The organism is Curtobacterium oceanosedimentum (genome assembly GCF_040545555.1).
Classification (GTDB): Bacteria; Actinomycetota; Actinomycetes; order Actinomycetales; family Microbacteriaceae; genus Curtobacterium.
In genome coordinates this window covers 1-26,405 of sequence record NZ_JBEPMD010000016.1, presented here as the reverse complement: position 1 = coordinate 26,405, position 26,405 = coordinate 1, and the positions used below count along the sequence as shown (strand labels likewise).

The window sequence follows — 26,405 nt, the reverse complement described above, 5'->3', positions numbered from 1 at the left end:
GATGCGACATCGAACCAGCCCCGCGCGCTGGTTCGATGTCGGATCGCTGGTTCGGAACCGGGCCCTGCGCCCGCCGCGCACACGACGACGCCCGCCGCTCCGCAGGGGAGCGACGGGCGTCGTGGTGTCAGGTGCGCTGGGTCAGGAGGCGCGGCGGGCGCGGGCGGCGCGACGCTTCAGCGCACGGCGCTCGTCCTCGCTGAGGCCGCCCCAGACGCCCGAGTCTTGGTTGTTCTCGAGGGCGTACTGCAGGCACATCTCGGTGACGGTGCAGCGAGCGCACACCGACTTCGCCTTCTCGATCTGGTCGACGGCCGGTCCGGTGTTCCCAACGGGGAAGAAGAGCTCGGGGTCCGCGGTGAGGCAGGCTGCCTGGTCACGCCAGTCCATGTGTGGTGCTCCTTGATGTCGATGCTCGAACGGCAGGCCGGGGCCGCGGCTCGGGGATCGGAACGCTGGCATGCACAGGGCACGAGGGGAACCTGTGGGGGAGGCTTCCGCTGGGAGCGAGTCTGACGCCCGCTGGACGCTCGGGGGAGAAGCGTCGAACCGCGGGAGACGCACACCACATCGTGCCGTCCAAACGACCTCGAATATCGTTCCATACTGGGATGACCAAATCAAGGGTCCCGATGCTGGAGGCTTGCTGTGCCCGACACCACCCCGACCGCTCCGGACCACGTCCCGGGTCGCCCGCCGGCCGTCACGACCCTGCTCGTCGTGGTGGGGCTCGAGGCACTCGCGCTCGTCGTCACGACCGTCGTCCTGCTCGTGGAGTCGATCGTCGCCCCGTCGTCGAGCATCGCGTCGGCGATCGCGCTCACGCTGCTCTGCGCCGTCGCCGCGCTCTGGCTGGTCTCGCTCGTCGTCGGCCTCCGCAACCGCCACGCCTGGGTGCGCGCCGGCATCCTCGTCTGGCAGGTGATGCAGGGCGCCCTCGCGATCGGCGCGTTCCAGGGCGTCTTCCGCGTCGCCTGGGTCGGCTGGGTCCTCCTGGTCCCGGCGCTGCTGGGGCTCAGCCTGGTGCTGTCCCGCGCGGTGACCGGCTGGCTCGTCCCGCGCGACGCACGCGACGAGTAGTCGGGACCGTGTGACGGACGGGAGGCGCGCTGCCAGCTGGCAGCGTCCCTCCCGTCCGTCGTGGGGCCGGGTCTCAGACCAGGCCGAGCTTCTTCCGCAGGCTCGCGACGTGCCCGGTCGCCTTGACGTTGTAGAGCGGCAGCTGCACGGCGCCGTCCTCGTCGACGACGATCGTCGACCGGATCGTGCCGGTGACGATCTTCCCGTAGTTGTTCTTCTCGCCCCAGGCGGCGTACGCCTGGTGCACGGTCAGGTCGGGGTCGCTGAGCAGCGGGAAGGTCAGTGCCTGCTCGTGCTGGAAGGTCTTGAGCTTCGCGGGCTCGTCCTTCGAGATGCCGAGGACCTCGTACCCGGCCGCCTGGAGCGACGACATGTTGTCGCGGAAGTCGCAGGCCTCGGTCGTGCAGCCCGGGGTCGACGCTGCGGGGTAGAAGTACACGATCACCTTGCGGCCGCGCAGGTCGGCGAGGCGGTGCTGCACGCCGTCCTGGTCCGGCAGGGTGAAGTCGGGGGCGGTGTCGCCGGCGGTGAGACGGTCCGTCATGGGGCTCCTGTTCGGTCGCGGTGCCCGGGTGGTCGTGAGCACGCGAAAGTCATGCTAATGTTGTTTCCCGTTGCAGCACGGAAGTGCGGGAGCGACAGACAACTGAACACCATGCGCCTCTAGCTCAATTGGCAGAGCAACTGACTCTTAATCAGTGGGTTCTCGGTTCAAGTCCGAGGGGGCGCACCAGCAAGGCCCGGTCGGATCACTCCGACCGGGCCTTCGTCGTTCCCCCGGAGCTGCCGATCGGCGCCGCTCGCGGGCGACACGCGCGGGGTGCCTTCGGAACGCAGATCCGTGCGACCTATCGCGGAGCCCGACCCGGACCCGTGCCGGACCCGTGCCCGGCCGCGATCGACCGTGGCGCCGTCAGCGGGTCGGCACGTCGACCACGCGCGTCCCGCCGACGACGGGCGTCAACCCGCCTCCCGACGCCGCTGCGAGGTCGGCCTGCAGGAGGTCGACGGCGTCCTGGGGGACCCAGAGCGTGAAGTCGACCGCGCTGCCGTAGGTCGGGTCGTCGAAGGTGGCTCCGTGCTGCTGCACCCACTGCCGCAGCACGTTGTCGATCCGGCCGGCGTCGGCGTGGGGCGCCGTGACCGCGACGCGGGTCAGTTCGACGCGGTGCACGAGGGCGACGCGGTCGAGGGTCTCGGACACCGAGGTCGAGTACGCGCGGACCAGTCCGCCCGCCCCCAGCTTCACGCCACCGAAGTACCGGGTCACCACGGCGACCACGTCGGTCAGGTCGCGACGGCGGAGGACCTCGAGCATCGGGACACCGGCGGTGCCGGACGGCTCCCCGTCGTCGGAGGAACGCGCCTGGTCGCCGAGGACCCCGGTGACCATGGCGGAGCAGTTGTGCCGCGCGTCCCAGTACCGACGCCGGACGTCGGCGATGACACGGTCCGCGTCCTCGACCCCGGTCACGGGGACGATCGTGGTGAGGAACCGCGACCTGGTGACGACGATCTCGTGCTCGACGGTGCCGGCGACGGTCGACGGGAAGTGGCGGGGCACGTCGTCGAGGGTAGCCGCGTGTCGTCGGTGCCCCGCGCTACCATGGCCTGCACAGCCGGCGACTGGGGAGGAGTCCGATCGACATGACGACCGCGGATCCCAAGGGTGGCGCGCTCGACGCAGCCGAGCTCGCCCGTCGACTCAACCTGCTGCTCGACTTCGAGGAGTCGCAGCGCGGCGCTCCCGTGCCGTTCGCGGCGATCGAGGAGTACGTCGCGGCACAGGGTGGTTCGCTCTCCCGCGCCAAGTGGACGTACATGCTGTCCGGCGACGGCCGCCGCAACCGGGACACCGACCTCCTGCGCCTGCTCGCCGGGTTCTTCGAGGTCGACGAGCGCTTCCTGCTCGAGGACAGCGCCGTCCCCGAGCGCATCGGCGCGCAGATCGAGCTCGTGCGCGCACTCCGGTCGGCCCGGGTGAGCGGGTTCGCCGCCCGCACGTTCCCGGGGGAGCTCTCACCCGAGGCCCTGCGGCGCATCGCCCGGGTGCTCGAGGAGGAATCGGCACGAGGGGGTGCGGCGTGACGGACGCCTCGGTCGAGGCCTTCTGGACCCGTGGCGCGGCCGAGGGCTGGTCGGACATCGACCAGGCCGTCGCCGCTGCCGCTGACCACGTCGGCAAGCCGGTCGTCGTGCGCGAGGAGTCGTTCCTCAGCGCGGAGCCGGTCTGCGGCTTCGTGGCGACCCTCGAGCACCAGCACCTCGTGATGATCTCGCCGACGACCTCGGCGACCTTCCGCTCGTTCGTCATCGGGCACGAGCTCGGGCACGTGCTGCACCGGCACTCGGAGCACGCGGCCCAGTCGGCGTACGTGCGCGACGTGATCCCGGACGTCCCCGAGTACAAGGTCGAGCGTGCCCTCGCCCGTGGGCTGTTCTCGAACGCCTACGAGCACGAGGCCGAGCTCTTCGCCGACCGCCTCGCCGCCCTGATCCGGTCGAACCGGGGCCGTCCGAGCGCCTTCCGCGGGGTCTTCGGGTGATCGTCTCCGTCGCGATGGCGGTGGTCCTCGTCGTCGGGACGGTGGTGCTCTTCCGCCTGCAGCGCGGCCAGGACCGCACGCTCGCGGTGACGTTCCTGCTCTTCACCGCGACGATCGTCGCGAACGTCGACCCGCTGTACCGCTGGCTCGACCCGATCGTCGGCGGCCGCAACGTGGTCACGGTCGTCAGCGACTGCCTGATGGTCGCCGGGACGAGCACGCTCCTGTGGGGGGTCGCGAAGGCCGTCGGCGCCGCGTGGCGGTGGCTGCGGACGGCGATCATCGTCGCGTTCGTCGTCGTCGTGGTGGTGGTCGTGGCGGCGTTCCTCGCGCTCGACCGGCCGCCGACCACGACGACGTTCATGCTCGTCGCGGGGGACCAACCTGCGGCGGCCGTGTACTCGATCGCGCAGACCACGTACCTGGGCACCGCGGTCGGTGCCACGGGCGTGATCTGCCTGATGCGCCTGCGCGAGGCCCGGACCGCCGCGGACCTCGTCGGCCTGTGGGTGATCGTGCTCGGCGGGGTCCTCGGTGTCGTGCGGATGGTGGTCGTCGCGGTCATGGACGTCGCGCACGTGGTGGGGCGCCTCGACGTCACCCGTGCGCTCACGCCGCCCTACGACGTCACCACGCCCGGTGCGGTGCTCTGCATGGCGTCGGGGATGCTGTTGCTCGTCATCGGTCACCAGCTCGCCCGTCGGCGCCGTGCTCGCCGCCTCGACGCAGCCCTGGCCGCCCTCGAGCCGTTGCACGACCGCATCGGTACCGACAACGCGTACCCGGCGACCGAGGACACCGCGACGCGGCTCAGCCGGACCATCGTCGAGATCAACGACGGCGCCCGACGCTCGCGCCGACCCCTGGAAGCCGACGAGCGGGTCGTCCTCGCCGAGGCGGAGTCCGCACTCGACGAGGTGCTCGACGCTCCCCGCGACACCGTCTGAGCCAGCTCGTCTGCATCGGTCCGGTCACGTTCCCGAGCAGCGCTCGACGATTCGGCGCGCGGCCGTGTAGGGTCTGTAGCACGTGCTACACGACGGGGCTCCTCGTCGTCCGGCACACCGGGGAGGTCTCGGCCGCGTTGGGGGCGGCCGAGCACCCCCGGGCTCTCGCTCCGGCAGCGCTCGGGTCAGGGGCCGGTCCGTCCTCGCTGGCTAGGATCGTCGCGTGACCGTCTTCGCCGCCATCGTCCTGTTCGTCGCCGCCGTGTTCAACGTCGTGACCTGGCCGCGCTTCTTCCAGCGGGTCGCGAAGGACGGCCGTGCGCGCGACGCAGCCGGGAAGCCGACGACGTTCTACACCGTGCACCTGGTGCTGCTGCTCATCGCGTTCGCGATCGCCCTCGCGGCCGTGGTGGCGGGGGTCCTGCTGCTGCTCTGACGCGGTCCTCGGGACCACCTGACGGACGGGAGGCGCGGTGCCGGCTGGTACCGCGCCTCCCGTCCGTCCGTCCTCACCCCGCGGTCGACCGGCGCGCCGACGGGACGCCGGTGTGTGCGCGGGACGCCGCCGTGCCGGCGAGACGCCGCCCTGCCTGCGAGACGCCGGTGTGTGTGCTGAACGCCGCCCTGCCTGCGAGACGCCTTCGGATCCGGCGTCGTCTCCCGGCGGACGCGGCGTCTCGCACCGACGCCGGCGTCTCGCCGCCGACGCCGCCGACGCCGCCGACGCCGCCGACGCCGCCGACGCCGCCGACGCCGCCGACGCCGCCGACGCCGCGGACGCCGCCGACGCCGCCGACGCCGCCGACGCCGCGGACGCCGCCGACGCCGCCGACGCCGAGCACCGATCCCGACTCAGGAGGCCGGCGGCAGCGGCGCCCCGAGCGCCCGCTCGAGCCCGAGCCGGGCCACCCGCTCGTCACCGGTGTCGAGCAGCAGGCGGAAGGTCTCGTCCGCGCACACGAACTCCACGCACACGGCGTCGAAGTCGCACGGCTCGATGCGCCAGCCGGTGACCCGTTCGGTCGGGACCTGGGTCAGCCCGTCGCGCTCGAAGCTCGTCTCCGCACGGACGGTGTCGTCGTAGACACGGATCCTGCCGAACGTCCCACGCCAGGTCAGCTGGAGGTCGAGCGTGGGGGAGACAGAAGGGTCCGGCACGCGCCGATCGTACCGGCGCGCACCGGACCCTGTCCGGAAGGCGCGATCAGCTGCGGTTGCTGCCCTCGCCGGTGCCGTCGTGTCCGTCGCGGCGGACCTGGTTCGCCGGGTCGCGGACGCCGATCGGGAACGGTCCGGTCACGCCCTCACGCAGCGCTGCGATGCGGAGGATGCGGTCGCGCTGCAGGAACCAGCCGACGACCAGCAGCGGGATGATGACCACGAGCGACGCGATCGTGTACGTGCCGACGGGGTAGTCGATCGCCATGAGCACGATCACCGACGCCAGGAACGCGAGCGTCAGCCACGAGGTCACCGGGGCGCCCGGGAGCTTGAACGACGGCTCCTTCGCGAGTCCCTGCTTCGCCCACTGCCGCAGCTTCATCTGGCAGAGGATGATCGTGCCCCAGGCGGTGATGATGCCGAGGCTCGCGACGTTCAGCGCGATCTCGAACGCCTGTGCCGGCACGAAGTAGTTCAGCGCGACGCCCGCGACGGTGAAGGCCGCGGTGAGCAGGATGCCGGCGTACGGCACGCCGCCCTTCGACATCTTCGTCGTCCACTTCGGCGCGGAGCCGTTCATGCCCATCGAGTGCAGTGCGCGACCGGTCGAGTACAGGCCCGCGTTCAGCGACGAGAGCGCCGCGGTCAGCACGACGAAGTTCATGATCGACCCGGCGACGACGCCGACCTGCGGGTTGCCGAGCGACGAGAAGAAGGTCACGAACGGGCTCTGTCCGTCCTTGTACGACGTGTACGGCAGGAGCAGGGAGAGCAGGACGACCGACCCGACGTAGAAGACCGCGATGCGGAAGACGACGGAGTTGATGGCGCGGGGGATGACCTTCTCGGTGTCCTGGGTCTCGCCGGACGCGGTGCCGACCAGCTCGATCGCGGCGTAGGCGAACACGACGCCCTGGACGACGAGGACCGCGGGCAGCACACCGTTCGGGATGAGTCCGCCGTTGTCGGCCCAGATCGAGAAGCCCGTGCGGACCGCCTCGCCACCGGTCTCCACCGGGAAGGCGAAGACCAACCAGACGAGCGCGATCACGAGGAACGCGACGAGCGCGGCGACCTTGATGAGCGCGAACCAGAACTCGAGCTCGCCGAACACCTTGACGGCCACCATGTTGGCGGCGAGCACGACGACCAGGGCGATGAGCGCGAGGAGCCACTGCGGTGCGGCGGTGAACGCGCTCCAGTAGTGGAGGTACAGGGCGACGGCGGTCGTGTCGACGATCGAGGTCATCGCCCAGTTCAGGAAGTACATCCAGCCGGCGGCGTAGGCGAACTTCTCACCGTAGAACTCGCGGGCGTACGAGATGAACGACCCGGAGGACGGGCGGTGCAGCACGAGTTCGCCGAGGGCGCGGAGGATGAAGAACGCGAAGACGCCGGCGATCAGGTAGGTGACCGCGAGCGCCGGACCCGCGGTGTTCAGGCGTCCACCCGCGCCGAGGAAGAGCCCGGTGCCGATGGCCCCGCCGATCGCGATCATCTGCAGTTGCCGGGGCTTCAGACCGTGCTGGTAGCCCTCCTGCTCGTGCGAGAAGTCGTTCGCGGGCTTCGCAACACCCGTGTCGTTCTGCGCTGTCATGCGCGCCAACCTACATGCGCGAACGGCCCGGGGTGGAACGGAACCGCTCCCTGAACGACACCACAGGTCCGCCGACGCTGAACGCGCAGCGGGGCCGGTCCGACAGCATGGACGGATGGACACCCTCCTCCGACTCCTCGTCGCGATCGGGATCGCCCTGCTCGTGACCGCCGCCGCCGCACTCGTCCTGCACCTGGTGCTCCGGACGATCGCGCGCCGGGAACGCTGGGCCGCGGTGCTGTCCCGACGGACGAAGCACCCGGCGCGCTCGCTCCTGCTCACCGCCCTGCTCTGGACGGCGTTCACGTCGAGCATCCCGCGCGACCCGGACGCGTACCCGTGGCGTGACGAGGTCTCGCACGCGTTCCTCATCGTCACGATCGCGGTCGGGTGCTGGCTCGCCTGCCAGATCGCGATCTTCCTCGAGGACCTCGGCCTGCACCGCTACCGCGTGGACGTCCCGGACAACCGGGTCGCCCGACGCATCCGCACCCAGGTCCTGATCATCCGCCGGCTCACGGTCGCCGTCCTCGTCATCATCGCCGTCGGCGCCATCCTGCTCACCTTCCCCGGGGTCGAGGCAGCCGGGGCGAGCGTCCTGGCGTCTGCCGGGCTCATCTCCGTCGTCGCCGGCCTCGCCGCGCAGTCAACGCTCGGTAACGTCTTCGCCGGGATGCAGCTCGCGTTCTCCGGGTCGATCCGCGTCGACGACGTCGTCGTGGTCGAGCAGCAGTGGGGGCGCATCGAGGAGATCACCCTGACCTACGTCGTCGTGCACCTCTGGGACGACCGCCGGTTCGTGCTCCCGTCGACCTACTTCACGTCCACGCCGTTCGAGAACTGGACCCGCACCGGCAGCGAGCTCCTCGGTGCCGTCGAGTTCGACCTCGACTGGCGGATCAGCCCGACCGAGATGCGCGAGGAGCTCGACCGCATCCTGTCCACGTCGACGATCTGGGACGGCCGCACCAAGGTCCTCCAGGTCACCGACGCGGTGAGCGGACTCGTGCGGGTCCGCATCCTGGTCTCCGCACCGGACGCCGGTGGCCTGTTCGACCTGCGCTGCTACGTCCGCGAGGAGATGGTCGAGTGGGTGCAGCGCGAGCACCCGGACGCGCTGCCCCGTCAGCGGGTGCAGGTCACGCAGGGCACCGAGCGGGTCGGCGAGCGCCGCCCCCGCACCGAGGAGCAGGACGCGGCGCTCTTCCGCGAGGGCGACGAACGCACCGCGCTCTTCACCGGCCCGATCCAGACGTCCGGCATCCGCCCGGAGGACGTCCCGCCGGAGCGCTGACACGGCGGTCCGCGACGCCACCACACGACGGACGGGAGGCGCGGTACCAGCCGGTACCGCGCCTCCCGTCCGTCTCCCGGTCGCGTCCGAGACCGAGACGAGCGTCCTAGCGCTGGCGCGCCTTCACCGCGCGGTCGTCCTCGACGACCGTGCCGAGCGCGACGATCGTCGTCGCGAGCCACGCGATCCACGTGAGGGCCAGTCGCCAGTCGCGCGGCCCCTGCCTGGTGGTCTGCACGACGCTGTAGCCGCTGATGATCGAACTCCACACCGCACCGCTGAACATGAACTTCCGCACGGGTTCCTCCTCCTGGTCGTCCCCGCCACGCTACCGGCCGCTACATTGGAGCGCCGCCGGTCGCCCTGCCGGTGTGCAGAGCGAGGAGTCACCGTGCGTCAGGCCGTCATCGGGGGAGTCCTGCTCGTCGTCGGCGCCGTGTGCGTCGCGCTCGGCCTGCTGCCCCTGTCGGACCTCGGCGTGCTGGCTGACCGGGTCGTCCCGGTGCTCGCGTTCGTGCTCGGACTGACCATCGTGTCCGAGCTCGCGGCCGACGCCGGCGTCTTCGACCGGCTCGCCGACCTGGCAGCACGGGTCGGCGGCGGGCGCACGATCGGGCTCTGGGCCGCGGTGGTGGTGCTGGCCGTGGTCTGCACGGTGTTCCTGAGCATCGACACGACGGCGGTGCTCCTCACCCCGATCGTCATCACGCTCGCCCGTCGGGTCGGGCTCCCGCCGATGCCCTTCGCGCTCACGACCGTCTGGCTCGCGAACACGGCGTCGCTCCTGCTGCCGGTGTCGAACCTGACGAACCTGCTCGCCGTCGACGGGATCGGCCTCGACGGTCCGATCCCCTTCGCGGGCCTCATGGTGTGGGCGGCGCTCGCCGGGGTCGTCGTGCCGTGCGCGGTGCTCCTCGTGGTGTTCCGCGGGAAGCTCTTCGGCCGGTACACGCCGGTCGACGTCCGACGGCCGCGCGACCCGCTGTTCTTCTGGGCGGCGTCGGTCGTGCTCGTCCTGCTCGTGGCCGCGCTGACCGCCGGCGTGACGGTGTGGGTCGCGGCGCTCGTCGCGGCGGCGCTGCTCGTCCTGGTCGCCGCCTTCCGCGCGCCGTCCGAGCTCCGGCCGTCCCGCGTGCCCTGGTCGACGCTGGTCTTCGCGGCGGGGCTGTTCGTCGTCGTCGAGACCCTGCACGCCACGGGCCTGACCGACCCGATCGTGCAGGCGGTCTCCGGTGGGACCGACACCGGGTCGCTCCTGCTGCTCGGCGGCGCCGGCGGTGTCGCGGCGAACGCGATCGACAACCTGCCCGCCTACCTGGTGCTCGAGCCGGCCGCCGGGCACGAGGCCCTGCGGTACGCCGCGCTCCTGGTCGGCGTGAACGCGGGCTGCCTGATCACGCCGTGGGCGTCGCTCGCGACGCTGCTGTGGCACGCGCGGCTGTCGGCCGAGGGCGTGCACCTGTCGTGGGGTCGCTACATGGCGCTCGGGTGCGTCGTCGCGCCGCTCACCGTCGTCGCGGGCGTGCTGGCCCTGCAGCTCTGACGCGCAGCGGGCGCCCGTCCGCTACAGCCAGTCCTTGCTCTTGAACACGCGGTAGAGCACGAGGGACGTCGCGACGATGAGCGACACCGACGCGGCCAGCCCGCTCCAGTGCCCCTCGCCCGGGAACGTCACGTTCTGCCCGAAGAAGCCCGTGATGGCGGTCGGGATCGCGATGATGGCCGCCCAGCTCGTCACCTTCTTCATCACGGTGTTCTGCCGGTTCGACGCCAGGTTCAGGTTCGTGTCGAGGACGCTCGACACCGAGTCGCGGAGCTGCTCGACCGAGTCCGCGATCGTCACCAGGTGGTCCTCGACGTCCCGGAAGTACGGTCGGACGCCGTCGACGATCGTCTCGGCGTCACCGTGCAGCAGGGCCCCGACGCTGTCCCGCGTCGGCACGACCTGACGACGCAGCACCCCGAGGGCCTTCCGCAGCCGGAAGGACCGGCGCTGGATCTGCTGCTCGCGCGGGTTGCCGTGCTCGAAGAGGTCGTCCTCGAGGTCGTCGATGCGCGCCTCGATGTCCTCGACCGCCGACGTGGCGTGGTCGACCACGGCGTCGAGGAGCCCCCACACGAGCCACGGCACCCCGCGGTCGGACAGGTCGGTGTTCGCGTCGAGGCGCCGCTCGACGGAGCGCAGGTCGACGTCGGGACCGTGGATGGTGACGAGGGCGTGCCGCGTGACGAAGGCCTTCACCTCGTGGGTCACGAGGTCGCCCTCGGCGTCGAGGCCGTCGACGTCGTAGACCACCAGGAACAGGCTGTCGCGGTAGCGGTCGAGCTTGGGACGCTGCCCCCGCTCGAGGGCGTCCTCGACCGCGAGCGCGTGCACGCCCAGCTCGTCCTCGACCTGGCCGAGCTCGGCGGGCGTCGGGTCCACGTGGTCGACCCACACGAAGGTGCCGTCGTCGCGGTCGAGCAGGTCGGACACCCGCTCGACGGGGAAGTCCCGCTCCACCGCGGTGCCGTCCCGCCACGCCCGTGTCATGACCATGCCGACGAGCCTAGTGACGACGGACCGAGAGCCCGGTGGCCCTCCGCTGGTACCGTCGGCGTCGATCCCGGCGCACCAGCCGGGGGGAACGGAGACACCACCACCCCATGGCAGCAGACACCGACCCGGACCGCTACGCCTTCGTCGTCGCCTCGAACCGCCTCCCCGTGGACCGCGTCGTCGACGCGGACGGCAACGAGGGCTGGCGGCACTCGCCCGGCGGCCTGGTGACGGCGCTCGAGCCGGTCATGCGCGCCAACGACGGCGCCTGGGTGGGCTGGGTCGGCCAGCCGGACGTCGAGGTGGCTCCGTTCGACAACGAGGGCATCCACATCGTCCCGGTGCCGCTCAGCAGCGAGGACGTCGAGGAGTACTACGAGGGCTTCAGCAACGACACGCTGTGGCCGCTGTACCACGACGTCATCGAGCACCCGAGCTACCACCGCGACTGGTGGAACGCGTACAAGCGCGTCAACGCCCGCTTCGCCGACCAGATCGCCGAGATCGTCGAGCAGGACGGCATCGTGTGGGTGCAGGACTACCAGCTGCAGCTCCTGCCCGCGATGCTCCGCGAACGCCGCCCCGACCTGACCATCGGGTTCTTCAACCACATCCCGTTCCCGCCCGTCGGCATCTACGCACAGCTGCCGTGGCGCGCGCAGATCCTCGACGGGCTGCTCGGCGCCGACGTCATCGGCTTCCAGCGGCAGGACGACGCGAGCGACTTTCTCCGGGCCGTCCGGCACATCAAGGGCTACACGACCAAGGGCTCGACGATCGACGTCCCGGTGGACGACCCGGCCGCCCCGCGGAGCCGCAAGGGCATCACCGTGCGGCACGTCGAGGCGCGCCACTTCCCGATCTCCATCGACGCCGAGAGCTTCGAGGCGATCGCACACCGGCCCGAGGTGCAGGAACGTGCGCGGGAGATCCGCGAGAGCCTCGGCAACCCGACGACCGTGCTGCTCGGCGTCGACCGACTGGACTACACGAAGGGCATCCGGCACCGGATCAAGGCGTTCGGCGAGCTCGTCGAGGACGGCCGGGTGAAGGTCGAGGACGCCACGCTCGTGCAGGTCGCGAGCCCGAGCCGCGAACGGGTCGACACCTACGCGGCGCTCCGCGACGAGATCGAGCTGACCGTCGGCCGGATCAACGGCGACCTCGGCGTGATCGGACACCAGCCGATCGCGTACCTGCACCACGGGTACCCGCGCGAGGAGATGGTGGCGCTGTACCTCGCCGCCGACATCATGCTCGTCACGGCCCTGCGCGACGGCATGAACCTCGTCGCGAAGGAGTACGTCGCGGCCCGGTTCGACAACGACGGCGTGCTGATCCTGTCCGAGTTCGCCGGAGCCGCGGACGAGCTGAAGCAGGCGGTGATCGTCAACCCGCACGACATCGGCGCGCTGAAGGACTCGATCCAGCGCGCGATCGAGATGCCGCGCCGGGAGCGCTCGACGCGCATGCGTGCGCTCCGGAAGCGGGTCCGCGACAACGACGTGGCGCGCTGGTCGCGCTCGTTCCTCGAGGCGCTCGACCGGCACGCCCCGCGGGGGTCGAGGATCGACCCGTCCGAGGACGGCGCCGAGCGGCACCGCGAGGCGGAGGACGACGGGATGTCGATCTTCGACCAGGACGCGCAGAAGGCGCGCGCGGCCGAGGACACCCGGGAGGCGCGCGGTGCCTGAGACGTCCACCGACCGGTCCGCCCTGGGCTCGGCCCTCGAGACGCTCGCGGCTGCGCCGCGACTGCTCGTCGCGCTCGACTTCGACGGCACGCTCGCACCCTTCGCCGACGACCCGGCGCAGGTCGGGGCGCTGCCCGGCTCGTGGGCTGCGGTGCTCACCCTGCAGCGCGCCCGCGACACCGAGGTGGTCCTCGTGTCCGGCCGTCCGCTCGACGGGCTCGCCCGGGTGTCGCACGCGCCCGAGGGCATGGCGCTCGTCGGGTCGCACGGTGTCGAGTGGCGCGTCGACGGCCACGACGAGGCCGCGCTGAGCGACGACGAACGCGCCCGGGTCGACCGGGTCGGCGCAGCGCTCGACGAGGTCGGTGCCCGCTTCCCCGGCGTCGTGGTGGAGCACAAGCCCGCCGGGCACGGCATCCACACGCGTCGGGTGGGCGCCGAGGTCGCGGCCGAGGCGAACGCCGCCGCGAGCGAGGCCGCGCACGAGGCCGACCCCGAGGTGCTCGAACGCGGCGGCAAGGACATCGTCGAGTTCGCCGTCCGGCACGTCACGAAGGGCGACGCGATCGACCGGCTGCGCGAGCTCCGGGGCGCGGACGCGGTGTTCTTCGCCGGCGACGACGTGACCGACGAGGACGCCTTCCGGGTGCTCCGCGACGGCGACGTCGGCGTGAAGGTGGGGGAGGGTGACACGCTCGCCGGACACCGCGTGGCGGACCCGGCGGCGCTCACCGACGTCCTGAAGCAGCTGGCCCGGGCGCGGTTTGCTCGGTGAATCGCGCCAGCGATTCGCGACGCGCCCCGAAGGAGCCTGCGACTGAGGTCGCGTGAGGCGACGCGCTGACGACCCGGCCCCGCGCCTCCCGTCCGGGGGTCGTGTCACGGGTGGTATCCCAACTGGTCCTAGACTGCCTCCATGCCTGACATCGACGTGAAGCCGCGCAGCCGGGTCGTCACCGACGGGATCGAAGCGACCACCTCGCGTGGCATGCTCCGGGCCGTCGGGATGGGCGACGCAGACTGGGACAAGCCGCAGATCGGGATCGCCTCGTCCTGGAACGAGATCACCCCGTGCAACCTCTCGCTCGACCGCCTCGCGCAGGGCGCGAAGGAGGGCGTGCACTCCGGCGGCGGGTACCCGCTGCAGTTCGGCACCATCTCCGTCTCCGACGGCATCTCGATGGGCCACGAGGGCATGCACTTCTCGCTCGTCTCGCGTGAGGTCATCGCCGACAGCGTGGAGACCGTCGTGAACGCCGAGCGCCTCGACGGCACGGTGCTGCTGGCGGGCTGCGACAAGTCGCTCCCCGGCATGCTCATGGCCGCTGCGCGCCTCGACCTCGCGAGCGTCTTCCTCTACGCGGGCTCGGTCATGCCGGGCTACGTGAAGCAGGCCGACGGCTCCTTCAAGGAGGTCACGATCATCGACTCCTTCGAGGGTGTCGGTGCGTGCAAGGCCGGCACCATGAGCGAGGCCGAGCTCAAGGAGATCGAGTGCGCGATCGTCCCGGGCGAGGGCGCCTGCGGCGGGATGTACACGGCGAACACGATGGCGAGCGTCGCCGAGGCCCTCGGCATGTCGCTGCCGGGGTCCGCCGCTCCGCCGAGCGCCGACCGCCGCCGTGACTACTACGCCCGCCGCTCCGGCGAGGCCGTGGTGAACATGCTGCGCCTCGGGCTCACCGCTCGCCAGATCCTGACGAAGGAAGCGTTCGAGAACGCCATCGCCGTCGCCATGGCCCTCGGAGGCTCGACCAACGTCGTCCTGCACCTCCTCGCCATCGCGCACGAGGCCGAGGTCGACCTGAGCCTCGACGACTTCAACCGCATCGGCTCGAAGGTCCCGCACCTGGCCGACATGAAGCCCTTCGGCAAGTACGTCATGGTCGACGTCGACCGCAACGGCGGCATCCCGGTGATCATGAAGGCGCTGCTCGAGGCCGGTCTGCTGCACGGCGACGTGATGACCGTCACGGGCAGGACCCTCGCCGAGAACCTCGCCGAGATCGACCCGCCCGAGCTCGACGGCGAGGTCTTCCGGAAGCTCGACAACCCGATCCACGCGACCGGTGGTCTGACGATCCTCAAGGGCTCGTTCGCGCCCGAGGGTGCCGTCGTGAAGACCGCCGGCTTCGACGCCGAGGTGTTCGAGGGCCCCGCGCGGGTGTTCGACCGCGAGCGCGCCGCCATGGACGCCCTGACCGAGGGCAAGATCGCCAAGGGCGACGTCGTGGTCATCCGCTACGAGGGTCCCAAGGGCGGCCCCGGCATGCGCGAGATGCTCGCCATCACCGCGGCCATCAAGGGCGCTGGACTGGGCAAGGATGTACTACTGTTGACGGACGGACGATTCTCAGGCGGCACAACCGGCCTGTGCATCGGCCACATCGCACCGGAAGCCGTGGACGCAGGTCCAGTGGCATTCGTGCGCGATGGCGACCGCATCCGTGTCGACATCGCGGCTCGCTCGCTCGACCTACTGGTCGACGACGCCGAGCTGGAGGCCCGCCGAGAAGGCTGGGCCCCGCTGCCCCCGCGCTACACCCGCGGAGTCCTCGCGAAGTTCGCGAAGCTCGTCCAGTCCGCCGCCAAGGGCGCGGTCACGGGCTAGCGTCGACACGTTCGAACCGCCATCCCTCCAGGCAAGGACCACCTCATGCCCACGGAAGCCACTCCGCTGTCCGCCGCAGCCGGTGCACGCCGGTCGCCGGAGATCCTGACCGGCTCGGGAGCCGTCCTCCGGACGCTCGAGCACCTCGGGATCACCGACGTCTTCGGCCTGCCCGGCGGCGCCATCATCCCCTTCTACGACGAGCTCATGGCGTCGACGACGATCCGGCACATCCTCGTCCGGCACGAGCAGGGCGCCGGCCACGCCGCCGAGGGCTACGCCTCGGCGTCGGGCAAGGTCGGTGTCGCCATCGCGACGTCCGGCCCCGGCGCGACGAACCTCGTCACCGCCATCGCCGACGCCTACATGGACTCGGTACCGTTCATCGCGATCACCGGCCAGGTGTTCTCGACGCTGATGGGGACGGACGCCTTCCAGGAGGCGGACATCGTCGGCATCACGATGCCGATCACGAAGCACTCGTTCCTCGTCACGGACCCGGCCGACATCCCCGCGACCCTGGCGGCGGCGCACCAGATCTCCACCACCGGTCGCCCGGGCCCGGTGCTCGTCGACATCACGAAGGACGCCCAGCAGAAGTCGGCGCCCTACGTGTGGCCGCCGAAGATCGACCTGCCCGGCTACCGCCCGGTGACGAAGGCCCACGGCAAGCAGATCACCGCGGCCGCGCAGCTGCTCGCCGAGGCCGAGCGCCCGGTGCTGTACGTCGGCGGCGGTGTCGTCCGCTCCGGTGCGTCCGCCGAGCTCCTGCGCTTCGCCGAGGCCACGGGCGCGCCGGTCGTCACGACCCTCATGGCCCGCGGCGCCTTCCCGGACTCGCACCAGCAGCACCTGGGCATGCCGGGCATGCACGGTACGGTGCCCGCGGTGCTCGGCCTGCAGGAGAGCGACCTCATCGTCGCCCTCGGCGCCCGGTTCGACGACCGCGTGACGGGCAAGGCCGACGAGTTCGCGCCGCTCGCCAAGGTCGTGCACGTCGACATCGACCCCGCCGAGATCTCGAAGATCCGCTACGCCGACGTGCCGATCGTCGGCGACGCCCGCGAGGTCCTCGTCGACCTGCTCGACGCGTGGGGCGACGTGGCCGCCGACCGCGCCGACACCAGCGCATGGTGGGCGAAGCTCGACCAGCTCCGACGGGACTTCCCGCTCGGGTACACGGAGCCGACCGACGGGCTGCTCGCACCGCAGGCGATCATCAAGCGCATCGGCGAGCTCACCGGTCCGGAGGGCGTGTTCGCGTCCGGGGTCGGCCAGCACCAGATGTGGTCCGCACAGTTCATCCAGTACGAGCGGCCGAACGCCTGGCTGAACTCCGGCGGCGCCGGGACCATGGGCTACTCGGTCCCCGCGGCGATGGGCGCGAAGGTCGCCGAGCCGGACCGCGTGGTCTGGGCGATCGACGGCGACGGCTGCTTCCAGATGACGAACCAGGAGCTCGCGACCTGCGTCATCAACGACATCCCGATCAAGGTCGCGATCATCAACAACTCCTCGCTCGGCATGGTGCGGCAGTGGCAGACGCTGTTCTACGACGGGCGACACTCCTTCACCGACCTGCAGACGGGGCACGGGACGCGCCGTGTCCCGGACTTCGTGAAGCTCGCCGACGCCTACGGTGCCCTCGGCATCCGTGTCGAGCGTGCCGACCAGGTGGACGACGCCATCAGGCTCGCGCTCGAGACGAACGACCGACCGGTCGTCATCGACTTCGTGGTCAGCCGCGACTCGATGGTGTGGCCGATGGTCCCGCAGGGAGTCAGCAACTCGTCCATCGAGTACGCCCAGGCCCTCGCCCCGACGTGGGACGACGAGGACGCCGACATGACGGGGGAAACCGCATGAGCCACGTCCTCTCGCTCCTCGTCGAGGACAAGCCGGGTCTGCTGACCCGCGTCGCCGGCCTCTTCGCCCGCCGGGGCTTCAACATCGAGTCGCTCGCCGTGGGCGGCACCGAGGTCGAGGGTCTGTCCCGGATCACGGTCGTCGTCGACGTCGAGGACCTGCCGCTGGAACAGGTGACGAAGCAGCTCAACAAGCTCGTCAACGTCATCAAGATCGTCGAGCTCGACTTCTCCCAGTCGGTGCAGCGCGAGCACATGCTCGTGAAGGTCCGCGTCGACAACCAGACCCGGTCCGCCGTGCTCGAGGCCGTGACGCTCTTCCGCGCGCAGGTCGTCGACGTGGCGACCGACTCGCTGATCGTCGAGGTGACCGGCGACCCGGGCAAGATCCAGGCGATCCTGCGGGTGCTCGAGCCCTACGGCGTCAAGGAGCTCGCCCGCGCCGGCCTGCTCGGCATGGGCCGCGGGCCGAAGAGCATCACCGACCGCGTGCGCTGAGCGCACCCGTCTTCCGGACAGGAGGCTCGTGGCGGCCCCGCCACGCGCCTCCCGTCCGCACACCACAAGCCACCAGAACCAAGGAGACAGACCCTCGTGACTGACATCGTGTACGACGCCGACGCCGACCTGACGCTCATCCAGGGCAAGAAGGTCGCCGTGATCGGCTACGGCTCGCAGGGCCACGCCCACGCGCTCAACCTCCGTGACTCCGGCGTCGAGGTCGTCATCGGCCTCAAGGAGGGCTCGAAGAGCCGCGAGAAGGCGACCGAGGCGGGCTTCGAGGTCCTCACCCCGGCCGAGGCCACGAAGAACGCCGACGTCGTCGTGATCCTCGCGCCGGACCAGGTGCAGCGCATCGTCTACAAGGACGACATCGAGCCGAACCTCAAGCAGGGTGCGACGCTCGTCTTCGGCCACGGCTTCAACATCCGCTACGGCTACATCCAGGCGCCCGAGGGCGTCGACGTGTCGCTCGTCGCGCCGAAGGGCCCCGGTCACACCGTCCGCCGCGAGTACGAGGCCGGCCGTGGCGTCCCCGTGATCGTCGCCGTCGAGGTCGACGCCTCGGGCAGCGCCTGGGACCTCGCCTGGTCGTACGCCAAGGCCATCGGCGGCCTCCGCTCCGGCGGCATCAAGACCACGTTCACCGAGGAGACCGAGACCGACCTGTTCGGCGAGCAGGCCGTCCTGTGCGGTGGTACCTCGCAGCTCATCCAGTACGGCTTCGAGACCCTCGTCGAGGCGGGCTACCAGCCCCAGATCGCCTACTTCGAGGTCCTGCACGAGCTCAAGCTCATCGTCGACCTGATCTGGGAGGGCGGCCTCACCAAGCAGCGCTGGTCGATCTCCGACACCGCCGAGTTCGGTGACTACGTCTCCGGCCCCCGCGTGATCTCGCCCGAGGTCAAGGAGAACATGAAGGCCGTGCTCTCCGACATCCAGGACGGCACCTTCGCCAAGCGCTTCATCGAGGACCAGGACGCCGGCGCACCGGAGTTCAAGGAGCTCCGTGCGAAGGGCGAGGGGCACCCGATCGAGGCCACCGGTCGCGAGCTCCGCGCGCTGTTCGCGTGGAAGTCGAACGACGCCGACTACGTCGACGGCTCGGCCGCGCGGTAGTCTGCGCAGCGACCACTCGATGACGAGGCGGCGGTGCGGACGCACCGCCGCCTCGCGACGTGACCCGGACCACATGCACCCGTACTCCTCCAGCTCCAGCGCCAGCACCCGGCGCCCTCGTGGCGTCCTCGTACCCGGGCGCTCCACTCCCGCGACCCGTTCCGCAGCGCTGCTCGGCGGCGTCGCGAGGAGTGGTCACGACCGGGTCCTCCGACGTGGGAGGATCGTCGGATGGCGGTGACGAAGCGAGCGGTCCACATCGGCGCCGGCAAGATCGGGCGCGGGTTCGTGGGTCAGTTCCTGGTCGCGAGCGGGTACGAGCTCACCTTCGTCGACGTCGACGACCGTGTGGTCTCGGCACTCAACGACGCCGGCCGCTTCGTGGTGCACGAGGTCGGCGAGCAGCCCGTCGAGCACCTCGTGTACGGGTTCCGCGCCCTCAGCAGCAAGACCGACCGCGAGCGCGTCGTCCGGGCGATCGCCGAGGCCGACGTCGTCACGACCGCGGTCGGAGCACGCACCCTGCCGCTCGTCGCCCCGGTGATCGCCGAGGGACTCGCGGCACGCGCACCCGAACGCGGCGACGTCACCGTGGTGGCGTGCGAGAACGCCTTCAACGCGACGGACTCGCTACACGCCAGCATCCGACGCGCCCCGATCCTCGAGGACCGCCACGTCGCGGCCGTCTTCGCGAACTGCGCGATCGACCGCATCGTGCCGGACCAGTCCGGGGTGCTCGGCCAGTCCGGTGGACTCGACGTCGTGCTCGAGCCCTTCTACGAGTGGGTCATCGAGCGCACCCCCTTCGCCGACTCGCAGGCCGAACCGCCGCAGATCGACGGCGTGACCTGGGTCGACGACCTGCAGCCGTTCGTCGAGCGGAAGCTCTACACGGTGAACACCGCCCACGCGACCGCGGCGTACCACGGCTTCGTCCGCGGGATCCGGCTCATCCGCGAGGCCCTCGAGGACCGCGAGGTCCGCGCCGAGGTCGACGGGGTCCTCGCCGAGACGACCGCACTGCTCGTCGCCAAGCACGGCTTCGACCCGGCCGACCACGCCCGCTACGTCGCAGCGAACCTCACGCGCATCGCGAACCCGCTGCTGCCCGACACCACGGCCCGTGTCGGGCGCAACCCGCTGCGGAAGCTCGGGCGGCGCGAGCGCTTCATCGGTCCGGCATCGCAGCTCGCCGAGCGCGGGATGCCCGTCGAGCACCTGCTCGGCGCCGTCCGCGTCGCCCTGGCGTTCGACGACGAGAACGACCCGGAGTCGATCGAGCTGCACGCGCTGCTCCGTTCCGGTGCGACGGCGCACGCCCTGACCGAGATCCTGACCGGGCTCGTCGAGAGCCACCCGCTGTTCCCGGCGGTACGCGGGGTCGTCGCCGAGGTGCTCGAGACCCAGCCGGCGGACGTCTGAGCGACGCCGCCTGGTGTCGGCGGTCGCGGGTCCCTCGTAGAATCGTCCCCATGACCACGGCAGCATCCCCGCCCGACGGCTCGGTCGACCACGACGACGACGCCCTCAGCTGGGGCGACGCCGACGACGCGACCCACGTCGACGCGGCCCACAACCCGGTCACCGTGACGAGCCGTGGGCGCCGCGACCCGGAGCGCCCGGAGACCTCCGGCGCCCTGGTCGGGTTCGGTGTCTTCGGTGGGCTCTACCTGCTGTACACGGTGGCGTGGCTGCTCACCGCGTCGACCTCGTACGTCGCGAACGTCGACACCGTGCTCACCGTCTTCGTCGAGGTGCTGCGCTTCCTGTCGATCGTCGCGCCGGCCCTCTGGTTCACCGTGGTGCTCTGGGCGGGCCGCGGTCGCCGCACCCGCACGCGCCTGCTGTGGATGCTGCTCGGCGCCGCCGTGCTCTTCCCCTGGCCGTTCCTCATGACCAGGAGCTTCGGGTGACCGCCACGACACCGGCGGCCCGCCGGACTCCGTCCCCGCTCGTCGGCCGTGTCGTCGTCTGGGTGGTCTTCGGCGCGCTGTTCGCGTACATGACCGTGCAGAGCGTCGGGAACCTGGTGACCGTCTCGCAGTCGGTGCGCGCCTTCAACACGTTCCTCGAGACGACCTCGGGCGGCTCGTCGCTGCAGCGCAGCACGCCGTGGGGCTGGCTCGTGCTCGACATCGCGATCGCCCCCGTCGCGTTCGCGGTCGCCCTCTGGGCGACGCGCGGCTCGCGGCTGTCGGTGACGATCGGCGTCTTCCTCGTCGCGTTCGCCGCGGCGGGCGCGCTCTGGCTCGACCTGCAACTGTTCGTGCCGCGCCTGCTCGACTTCTGACGTTCGTCGCGACCGTCCCTCGGACGGGAGGCGCGGTGCCCGCCGGTTCCGCGCCTCCAGACCGGTGTGTGGTTCCGTCGGGGACCGATGGTGCGGTCGTAACCGGGTCGCGGCGTCGATACGATGGTGGGATACCGCCCGTCTCGTGTGAGGAACTGCAGCTGTGCCGAAGCCGGTCGTCCTGATCGCCGAAGAACTCTCGCCCGCCACCGTCGACGCCCTCGGGCCCGACTTCGAGATCCGGAACGTGGACGGTACCGACCGCGCCGCGCTCCTGTCCTCCCTCGCCGACGCGCACGCCGTGCTGGTGCGGTCCGCCACGAAGATCGACGCCGAGGCCATCGCGGCGGCGCCGCAGCTGAAGGTCGTCGCCCGCGCGGGCGTCGGCCTCGACAACGTCGACATCAAGGCGGCGACCACCGCCGGCGTGATGGTCGTCAACGCGCCGACGTCGAACATCATCTCGGCCGCCGAGCTCACGGTCGGCCACATCCTGTCGCTCGCGCGGCACATCCCCGCGGCGCACGCGTCCCTGGCGGCCGGCGCCTGGAAGCGCTCGTCGTACACCGGCGTGGAGCTCTACGAGAAGACCGTGGGCATCATCGGCCTCGGCCGCATCGGCGCGCTCATCACGCAGCGCCTGCAGGCCTTCGGCGTCTCGGTCATCGCGTACGACCCGTACGTCACGACGGCCAGGGCGCAGCAGCTCGGCGTCGAGCTGGTCTCGCTCGACGACCTCCTCCGGCGCGCGGACTTCACGACGATCCACATGCCGAAGACCCCGGAGACGGTGGGCATGATCTCCGACGAGCAGTTCGCGCTCATGAAGCCGACCGCGTTCGTCGTGAACGTGGCCCGCGGCGGCCTGATCGACGAGGACGCCCTGCACCGCGCCCTCACGTCCGGCGCGATCGCCGGTGCCGGCCTCGACGTCTTCGTCTCCGAGCCGCCGAAGGACTCGCCGCTCCTCGCGCTGCCGAACGTCGTCGTCACACCGCACCTCGGGGCGTCGACGGACGAGGCCCAGGAGAAGGCGGGCGTCTCCGTCGCCAAGTCCGTGCGACTCGCCCTCGGCGGTGAACTCGTGCCGGACGCGGTGAACGTCGCCGGCGGTGTCATCGACCCCTACGTCCGCCCGGGGATCCCGCTCGTGGAGAAGCTCGGCCAGGTCTTCACCGGCCTGGCGACCTCGCCGGTGACGAGCATCGACGTCGAGGTGCACGGCGAGCTCGCGCAGTACGACGTCAGCGTGCTGAAGCTCGCGGCGCTCAAGGGTGTCTTCACCGACGTCGTCAGCGACCAGGTCTCGTACGTCAACGCCCCGCTCATCGCGGAGCAGCGCGGGGTGAGCGTCCGGCTCATCACGGACGCCGACAGCCCCGAGTACCGCAACGTGCTCACGATCCGTGGCGCCCAGTCCGACGGCCCCGCGATCAGCGTCTCGGGAACGCTCACCGGTGCGAAGCAGGTCGAGAAGCTCGTCGAGATCAACGGCCACGACGTCGAGGTCGCCCTCGACGCGCACCACGTCGTGATGGTCTACACCGACCGCCCCGGCATCGTGGCGGTCTACGGCAAGGAGTTCGGCGACGCCGGCATCAACATCGCGGCGATGCAGATCTCCCGACAGGAGGCCGGTGGCCAGGCGCTCAGCGTCCTGACGGTGGACTCGCCGGTGCCCGCGGAGATCCTCGAGCACGTGCGCTCCACCATCGACGCGACCTCGCTCCGCGAGATCGACATCACGCTGTAGGGAACGACATGGCACAGACGGTCAAGCTCGCGGTCGTTCGCGGTGACGGCATCGGGCCCGAGGTGGTCGACGAGGCGCTGAAGGTCCTGCACGCCGTGCTGCCGGACGACCTCGTCGTGCAGGAGACCGCCTTCTCGCTCGGTGCCGCGCGGTACCTCGAGACGGGCGACGTCCTGAGCGACGCCGACATGTCCGCCCTGACCGAGCACGACGCGATCCTGCTCGGCGCCGTCGGTGGCGACCCGCGCGACCCGCGTCTCGCCGGCGGGATCATCGAGCGCGGTCTCCTGCTGAAGCTGCGCTTCGCGTTCGACCACTACGTCAACCTCCGGCCCACGACCGTGCACTCCTCGGTCGCGAGCCCGCTCGCCGACCCGGGCGAGGTCGACTTCGTGGTCGTGCGCGAGGGCACCGAGGGCCCGTACGTCGGCAACGGCGGCGCGATCCGCGTCGGCACGCCGCACGAGATCGCCACCGAGGTGTCCCTCAACACCGCGCACGGCGTCGAGCGGGTCGTCCGGTACGCGTTCGACCTCGCCTCCCGCCGCCCGCGGAAGCACCTGACGCTCGTGCACAAGAGCAACGTGCTCGTGCACGCGGGGTCGCTCTGGCAGCGGACGGTCGCGGCGGTCGCCGAGGAGCACCCGGACGTGACGGTCGACTACCAGCACGTCGACGCGGTGACGATCCACATGGTCCGCGAGCCCGGTCGGTTCGACGTCATCGTCACCGACAACCTGTTCGGGGACATCATCACCGACCTGGCCGGCGCCATCAGCGGCGGCATCGGTCTGGCGGCCTCGGGGAACATCAACCCGGACGGCACCTTCCCCAGCATGTTCGAGCCGGTCCACGGTTCCGCGCCCGACATCGCAGGCCAGCAGGTCGCCGACCCGACCGCCGCCGTCCTGTCCGTCGCCCTGCTGCTCGACCACCTCGGTCGGGCGGACCTGGCAGCGGCCGTCACGCAGGCGGTCGAGGCCGACCTCGCGAGCCGGGGCACCACGCCGCGCAGCACGGCCGAGGTCGGCGACGCCATCGCCGCCGCGGTCGCAGCACGCACCACCACCGCCTGACAGGAGTCACCCCGATGCACAACGACAGCGCGAGCACCGACACCGACACCGACTTCGCCCTCGAGTTCGCGAGCACGCCGTCGCCCGAGCGCCGGGCCGCGGCCGAGCGCGAGGAGATCCTCGCCGACCCGGGCTTCGGCAAGCACTTCACCGACCACATGGCCACCGTCGAGTGGTCGCTCGACGGTGGATGGCACAGCGCCTCGATCCACCCGTACGGGCCGCTCACCCTCGACCCCAGCGCCAGCGTGTTCCACTACGCGCAGGAGATCTTCGAGGGCATGAAGGCCTACCGCCACGCGGACGGCTCGGTGTGGTCCTTCCGCCCGGACGCGAACGCGCGCCGCTTCCAGCGCTCGGCCCGTCGACTCGCGCTCCCGGAGCTGCCGGTCGAGGTCTTCGTCGAGTCGGTGCGGCAGCTCGTCCGTGCCGACGTCGACTGGGTCCCCTCGGCGCCGGAGACCAGCCTGTACCTGCGTCCGTTCATGATCGCGACCGAGTCGTTCCTCGGGGTCCGGGCCGCACAGGAGGTCGCGTACCACTGCATCGCGAGCCCGGCCGGCGCGTACTTCACGTCCGGACCGAAGCCGGTGAGCATCTGGCTGTCGACGAAGTACGCACGTGCCGCCCGGGGTGGCACCGGTGCCGCGAAGACCGGTGGCAACTACGCGGCGTCCCTGCTCCCGCAGCAGGAGGCCTACGAGCAGGGCTGCCAGCAGGTGATGTTCCTCGACTCCGAGGAAGGCAAGTACCTCGAGGAGCTCGGCGGCATGAACGTCGTGCTCGTCAAGGCGGACGGCACCCTCGTCACGCCGGACTCGGAGTCGATCCTCGAGGGCATCACGCGCGACTCGATCCTGCAGCTCGCCGAGGACCGCGGGCTCCGGGTGGAGCGACGCCGGGTCACGCTCGACGAGTGGCGCGACGGTGTCGCCGACGGTTCGATCACCGAGGCGTTCGCCTGTGGGACCGCCGCCGTCGTGACGCCGATCGCGGAACTCCGCGGCGAGGGCTTCACGATCGGCTCGCCGACCATCGGTGCGGGCGAGCTGACGATGTCGCTCCGCCAGGAGCTGACCGACATCCAGTACGGCCGACGTCCCGACCCGCACGGGTGGATGACGCGCCTGACGGACCCGGCCTGAGCCGCGGATCGGTAGGGTCGAACGGTGAAGATCGCACGGTTCAGCAGCACGGGTGAAGACCCGCGGTACGGCATCCTCGACGAGCGCCACCTGGTCGTCCTCGCGGGGGACCCGATGTACCAGGGGTTCGAGACGACGGGGGAGCGGGTGCCGCTCGCCGACGCCAAGCTCCTCGCGCCGGTGATCCCGCGGTCGAAGGTGATCGGCGTCGGGCTGAACTACGCCGAGCACGCGTCGGAGATGGACGAGCGGTCGGGCGACGACCCCGTGGTGTTCCTCAAGCCGAACACCGCGGTGATCGGTCCGGACGACCCGATCCGTCTGCCGGCCGAGGTCGGTCGGGTCGACCACGAGGGCGAACTCGCCATCGTGATCGGGTCGCTCGCGAAGAACGTCCGTCGTGAGGACTTCGCCAGCGTGGTGCTCGGGTACACGATCGCGAACGACGTGACCGCGCGCGACCTGCAGGCCCGCGACGGTCAGTGGGCTCGGGCGAAGGGCTTCGACACGTTCTGCCCGCTCGGCCCGGTCATCGAAACCGAGATCGACCCGTCGGACATCCGGCTCGAGACCCGTGTGGACGGCGAGCTGCGTCAGGCGGCGTCGACCAGCGAGATGGTGCACGACATCCCGTCCCTGATCGAGTTCGTCTCGTCCATCTGGACCCTCCTGCCCGGAGACGTCATCCTCACCGGGACCCCGGCCGGCGTCGGCGCGATCCGCGACGGCGAGGTCGTCGAGGTCCTCATCGAGGGGATCGGGTCGCTCAAGAACCCGGTCATCGCTCGCCACTGAGCGCACGCGACGCTCGCTACTGAGCGCACGCGACGGCCGAACGGCCCGTTCCCGCAGGGGAGCGGGCCGTTCGCCGTTCCGCGAGTCCTCGGGGAGGTCGGGGGACGACACGCCCGGGATGTGAGCGGTGTTGGCGGTGTGGGTCGGGCGAACGTAGAGTAATCACTCGTTGCCGCTGAGGCGGAGAACGGAACGGCCGAGACGGTCACCGGGTTCACCCGGGGATCTTGTCCGCCACGGTTCTTCCCCGGCAACGAACTTCCAGCCCCTCTGATGAGGTGCCACTTGGGTGGTGCTGAGTGGGGGGTGCGTCTGGTCCTTGAGAACTCAACAGCGTGCACATTGTCAATGCCAATTTATTGACCCCGTGCGATTGCAGCTTTGGTTGTGGT

The 26,405-nt window shown here is 70.9% G+C and carries 27 protein-coding genes and 1 tRNA gene; 21 read left to right on the top strand and 7 right to left on the bottom strand.

The genetic code is table 11. From position 1 onward, the window contains the following. Positions 1-141: 141 nt before the first annotated feature. Positions 142-390 carry a WhiB family transcriptional regulator gene (locus ABIC52_RS14465; RefSeq protein WP_022904217.1) on the bottom strand — a complete coding sequence of 83 codons (249 nt, stop codon included), beginning with the start codon at positions 388-390 and terminating at the stop codon, positions 142-144. Between the two features lie 258 nt (positions 391-648). Here ABIC52_RS14465 and ABIC52_RS14460 point away from each other — a divergent pair, with 258 nt between their 5' ends. Next, complete coding sequence (locus tag ABIC52_RS14460; RefSeq protein WP_209678232.1) at positions 649-1,080, top strand: hypothetical protein; 432 nt, start codon at positions 649-651, stop codon at positions 1,078-1,080. A 73-nt stretch (positions 1,081-1,153) separates the two neighbouring features. Here ABIC52_RS14460 and bcp read toward each other — a convergent pair whose 3' ends face one another. Further along, positions 1,154-1,624: a thioredoxin-dependent thiol peroxidase gene (bcp, locus tag ABIC52_RS14455; RefSeq protein WP_126892495.1), complete on the bottom strand. Its 471-nt coding sequence runs from the start codon at positions 1,622-1,624 to the stop codon at positions 1,154-1,156. Between the two features lie 113 nt (positions 1,625-1,737). Here bcp and ABIC52_RS14450 point away from each other — a divergent pair. Continuing rightward, positions 1,738-1,813: transfer RNA gene (locus ABIC52_RS14450), tRNA-Lys, on the top strand. Positions 1,814-1,993: 180 nt separating this feature from the next. On the opposite strand, the gene ABIC52_RS14445 is transcribed toward ABIC52_RS14450, so the two are convergent. Further along, the gene (locus tag ABIC52_RS14445) at positions 1,994-2,644 is read right to left on the bottom strand and encodes an IMPACT family protein (protein WP_126892496.1); all 651 of its coding nucleotides are present in this window, start codon (positions 2,642-2,644) and stop codon (positions 1,994-1,996) included. 83 nt (positions 2,645-2,727) lie between these two features. Between ABIC52_RS14445 and ABIC52_RS14440 the strand changes: the two genes are divergently transcribed. The 4 genes from ABIC52_RS14440 (at position 2,728) to ABIC52_RS14425 (ending at position 5,009) form a co-directional block, all read left to right on the top strand. Further along, on the top strand, positions 2,728-3,168 hold the full coding sequence (locus ABIC52_RS14440; protein ID WP_126892497.1) for a hypothetical protein: 441 nt from the start codon (positions 2,728-2,730) through the stop codon (positions 3,166-3,168). Further along, entirely contained in the window at positions 3,165-3,626 is a 462-nt protein-coding gene (locus ABIC52_RS14435; protein WP_126892498.1) for an ImmA/IrrE family metallo-endopeptidase, read from the top strand. The genes ABIC52_RS14440 and ABIC52_RS14435 overlap by 4 nt, the downstream gene beginning before the upstream one ends. Continuing rightward, a complete protein-coding gene (locus ABIC52_RS14430; RefSeq protein WP_209678229.1) occupies positions 3,623-4,573 on the top strand; it encodes a hypothetical protein in 951 nt (316 codons plus the stop codon). Before ABIC52_RS14435 ends, ABIC52_RS14430 begins: the two co-directional genes overlap by 4 nt. Positions 4,574-4,796: 223 nt before the next feature. After that, positions 4,797-5,009 (top strand): SCO4848 family membrane protein, encoded by a 213-nt coding sequence (locus ABIC52_RS14425; protein ID WP_126892500.1) that lies wholly within the window; start codon positions 4,797-4,799, stop codon positions 5,007-5,009. Positions 5,010-5,425: 416 nt separating this feature from the next. Here the strand turns inward: ABIC52_RS14425 and ABIC52_RS14420 are convergent, their stop codons facing one another. Further along, positions 5,426-5,731, bottom strand: a complete 306-nt coding sequence (locus tag ABIC52_RS14420) for a hypothetical protein (protein ID WP_354027649.1) — start codon at positions 5,729-5,731, stop codon at positions 5,426-5,428. A 46-nt stretch (positions 5,732-5,777) separates the two neighbouring features. After that, entirely contained in the window at positions 5,778-7,331 is a 1,554-nt protein-coding gene (locus tag ABIC52_RS14415) for an amino acid permease (protein WP_126891691.1), read from the bottom strand. Positions 7,332-7,446: 115 nt separating this feature from the next. Here ABIC52_RS14415 and ABIC52_RS14410 point away from each other — a divergent pair, with 115 nt between their 5' ends. Beyond that, a complete protein-coding gene (locus ABIC52_RS14410; protein WP_126891692.1) occupies positions 7,447-8,625 on the top strand; it encodes a mechanosensitive ion channel family protein in 1,179 nt (392 codons plus the stop codon). A gap of 106 nt (positions 8,626-8,731) precedes the next feature. On the opposite strand, the gene ABIC52_RS14405 is transcribed toward ABIC52_RS14410, so the two are convergent. Next, positions 8,732-8,923, bottom strand: a complete 192-nt coding sequence (locus ABIC52_RS14405; RefSeq protein ID WP_058728987.1) for a hypothetical protein — start codon at positions 8,921-8,923, stop codon at positions 8,732-8,734. A 93-nt stretch (positions 8,924-9,016) separates the two neighbouring features. Here ABIC52_RS14405 and ABIC52_RS14400 point away from each other — a divergent pair, with 93 nt between their 5' ends. Next, entirely contained in the window at positions 9,017-10,168 is a 1,152-nt protein-coding gene (locus ABIC52_RS14400) for an SLC13 family permease (RefSeq protein WP_354027648.1), read from the top strand. 21 nt (positions 10,169-10,189) lie between these two features. Here ABIC52_RS14400 and ABIC52_RS14395 read toward each other — a convergent pair whose 3' ends face one another. After that, complete coding sequence (locus tag ABIC52_RS14395) at positions 10,190-11,164, bottom strand: magnesium transporter CorA family protein (RefSeq protein ID WP_354027647.1); 975 nt, start codon at positions 11,162-11,164, stop codon at positions 10,190-10,192. Between the two features lie 107 nt (positions 11,165-11,271). On the opposite strand from ABIC52_RS14395, the gene otsA reads away from it, so the two are divergent. From otsA to ABIC52_RS14330, 13 genes are all read left to right on the top strand, one after another. Continuing rightward, entirely contained in the window at positions 11,272-12,858 is a 1,587-nt protein-coding gene (gene otsA / locus ABIC52_RS14390; protein WP_126891695.1) for an alpha,alpha-trehalose-phosphate synthase (UDP-forming), read from the top strand. Further along, on the top strand, positions 12,851-13,633 hold the full coding sequence (otsB, locus tag ABIC52_RS14385; protein ID WP_126891696.1) for a trehalose-phosphatase: 783 nt from the start codon (positions 12,851-12,853) through the stop codon (positions 13,631-13,633). Before otsA ends, otsB begins: the two co-directional genes overlap by 8 nt. A 141-nt stretch (positions 13,634-13,774) precedes the next feature. Next, a complete protein-coding gene (gene ilvD / locus ABIC52_RS14380) occupies positions 13,775-15,469 on the top strand; it encodes a dihydroxy-acid dehydratase (RefSeq protein WP_126891697.1) in 1,695 nt (564 codons plus the stop codon). Positions 15,470-15,514: 45 nt separating this feature from the next. Next, positions 15,515-17,335, top strand: coding sequence for an acetolactate synthase large subunit (locus tag ABIC52_RS14375; RefSeq protein ID WP_354027646.1), 1,821 nt, complete (start codon positions 15,515-15,517; stop codon positions 17,333-17,335). Continuing rightward, positions 17,332-17,832, top strand: coding sequence for an acetolactate synthase small subunit (ilvN, locus tag ABIC52_RS14370; RefSeq protein WP_126891699.1), 501 nt, complete (start codon positions 17,332-17,334; stop codon positions 17,830-17,832). The genes ABIC52_RS14375 and ilvN overlap by 4 nt, the downstream gene beginning before the upstream one ends. Before the next feature lie 96 nt (positions 17,833-17,928). Further along, positions 17,929-18,954, top strand: a complete 1,026-nt coding sequence (ilvC, locus tag ABIC52_RS14365; protein WP_209678219.1) for a ketol-acid reductoisomerase — start codon at positions 17,929-17,931, stop codon at positions 18,952-18,954. Positions 18,955-19,185: 231 nt separating this feature from the next. Continuing rightward, a complete protein-coding gene (locus ABIC52_RS14360; protein WP_126891701.1) occupies positions 19,186-20,376 on the top strand; it encodes a mannitol-1-phosphate 5-dehydrogenase in 1,191 nt (396 codons plus the stop codon). Positions 20,377-20,426: 50 nt separating this feature from the next. After that, positions 20,427-20,867 (top strand): hypothetical protein, encoded by a 441-nt coding sequence (locus ABIC52_RS14355; RefSeq protein ID WP_126891702.1) that lies wholly within the window; start codon positions 20,427-20,429, stop codon positions 20,865-20,867. Next, positions 20,864-21,244: a hypothetical protein gene (locus ABIC52_RS14350; protein ID WP_354027645.1), complete on the top strand. Its 381-nt coding sequence runs from the start codon at positions 20,864-20,866 to the stop codon at positions 21,242-21,244. Before ABIC52_RS14355 ends, ABIC52_RS14350 begins: the two co-directional genes overlap by 4 nt. A 163-nt stretch (positions 21,245-21,407) precedes the next feature. Next, a complete protein-coding gene (gene serA / locus ABIC52_RS14345; RefSeq protein ID WP_126891704.1) occupies positions 21,408-22,997 on the top strand; it encodes a phosphoglycerate dehydrogenase in 1,590 nt (529 codons plus the stop codon). 8 nt (positions 22,998-23,005) lie between these two features. Further along, on the top strand, positions 23,006-24,073 hold the full coding sequence (locus tag ABIC52_RS14340; RefSeq protein ID WP_126891705.1) for a 3-isopropylmalate dehydrogenase: 1,068 nt from the start codon (positions 23,006-23,008) through the stop codon (positions 24,071-24,073). A 14-nt stretch (positions 24,074-24,087) separates the two neighbouring features. Next, the gene (locus tag ABIC52_RS14335) at positions 24,088-25,218 is read left to right on the top strand and encodes a branched-chain amino acid aminotransferase (RefSeq protein ID WP_354027644.1); all 1,131 of its coding nucleotides are present in this window, start codon (positions 24,088-24,090) and stop codon (positions 25,216-25,218) included. A 24-nt stretch (positions 25,219-25,242) separates the two neighbouring features. Beyond that, positions 25,243-26,013 carry a fumarylacetoacetate hydrolase family protein gene (locus ABIC52_RS14330; RefSeq protein ID WP_209678210.1) on the top strand — a complete coding sequence of 257 codons (771 nt, stop codon included), beginning with the start codon at positions 25,243-25,245 and terminating at the stop codon, positions 26,011-26,013. The last annotated feature ends 392 nt before the right edge of the window (positions 26,014-26,405 follow it).